Below are 1,751 nucleotides of genomic sequence, written 5' to 3'. Positions count from 1 at the left end.
ATTGAACTTTTATTTTTATATTGGTTTTACAGATGCTATATTAAGAATAGTGAATTTTGTGAATGCGTTTTTTAGTAATGTAAATGATAAAAAGTTAATAATAATTACTATGGTTATTTATTAAATTAATATTTCAATATGAGTGTTGATGTTTTTTTATAAATAATCAATGAAATAAATTTATTCATATCATGAAAGAAAATACGTCCTCAAGAAATTTCAAGTGGCAACGCCAGATTAATGCTGCGCACCCAGAATCATCGGCAAGGATGCACTTTGGCGTGGTATAAGGATCTCGGACGCTTCAAAAGCCTGCTAATGTTATTAACATAACAATGAGGTGTAATGATGAAATTGAAACCCACCAAACGCCACTATTCCGCTGAATTTAAGCTGGAAGCGGTTCAACAGGTTGTTCTCCATCAGCAGCGGCTTTGCAAGGTCAACTTGACCAATGAAAACATGGCCATCACGTAGTTGCCCAATGGGAAGTCTGCGGATAAAACCCCCGCCCAGCGTCAGATTGACGCCGCTTACCCGGAATTTCTTGACCACTACAAACAATTTCAGTGATAGAATTAAGGCCATCGGGTTAACCGCCCGGTAGCCTTTAACATTTAGAGGTGAGCAATTTCTTTACTATCTGGAATGAATGAAGAAGATAAAAGAAGAATTCTTTTTCAATTATCAGAACAGGAAAGATTAAAATAGCTACGAGGAATATATGACAATTATTTTTTGTAATACTGGTTGGATGGAACATTATGACGGAATTGATGGCGATTTTCTTCGAGATGGTGGCTCTTATAATGAAGAGAACACAGGCCTTGAGGTCTGTAATTTCACTAATGTGAATGGTTATGTCTATGGATATGTTCAATCACCTGGTAAAATTAATATAGAGAGGCTAGGGGCTGGTAAATTTGATAACAAAATTGATAATATCACAGTTGTTTGGCTCGCTCGCCATGAACGTGGCGGAACGGTTGTTGTTGGTTGGTATAAAAATGCGACTGTATATCGTGAACCACAGAAATTAGACACACCCTCTGAAAAGCAGAAAAGAAACGATATAAATATATATCGTATAAAGGCATTATGGGATGATGCCTTTTTATTACCTGTTGAAAAACGCACTCTACTAATACCTAGAAAAGTAGAAGGAGGAATTGGACAAAGCCTTATTTGGTATGCAGATAAGCCTGAGAGTAAAGAGCATGTTAAAAAAGTTCACGATTTAATTGATGGTCGTGGAACAAATAATAATATTCCAAATATTGATCTGGATTATTTTGGAGTTGAAGGTAATCCACGTTTGCGATTGCATATTATGAGAGAAAGAAACTCCGGCCTTGTTAATAAAAAGAAAGAAAGCGTTTTAGATGAAAAAGGAACTCTAAAATGTGAAGTATGCAATTTTGATTTTCTTGAGTTTTATGGTGATGTTGGTAAAGGTTTTTGTGAAGTTCACCATTTAAACCCATTGCATAAAAGTGATGGTGAAACTAGAACTGAATTATCTGATTTAGCGATAGTTTGTTCTAACTGTCATAGAATGATACATAGAAAAGATCCCATGATTTCAATTAAAGATTTATCCAAAATAATTAACCAAAAAAGATAAATTTTGTATAATTATTACTCTGTGTTTTGATTAGGTAAATGTTAATCAGATTGTTTTAGCTTACATTTACCTATTTTTAGATTAGTAGCAATCAATATACGAGATCGTGAGGATTCCTGTATAAGGT

General features: G+C 34.3%; 2 protein-coding genes. One reads left to right on the top strand and one right to left on the bottom strand.

Features of this window, described 5'->3' with window-relative positions:
* Window positions 1–324 precede the first annotated feature (324 nt).
* On the bottom strand, window positions 325–588 hold the full coding sequence (locus IQ211_RS19090; RefSeq protein WP_189758694.1) for a hypothetical protein: 264 nt from the start codon (window positions 586–588) through the stop codon (window positions 325–327).
* A gap of 136 nt (window positions 589–724) precedes the next feature.
* Between IQ211_RS19090 and IQ211_RS19085 the strand changes: the two genes are divergently transcribed.
* Window positions 725–1,624 (top strand): HNH endonuclease, encoded by a 900-nt coding sequence (locus IQ211_RS19085; protein ID WP_189758693.1) that lies wholly within the window; start codon window positions 725–727, stop codon window positions 1,622–1,624.
* Window positions 1,625–1,751 lie beyond the last annotated feature (127 nt).

The organism is Xenorhabdus griffiniae (assembly GCF_015163655.1).
Taxonomy (GTDB): domain Bacteria; phylum Pseudomonadota; class Gammaproteobacteria; order Enterobacterales; family Enterobacteriaceae; genus Xenorhabdus; species Xenorhabdus griffiniae.
This window is presented reverse-complemented; position numbering and strand designations above follow the sequence as displayed.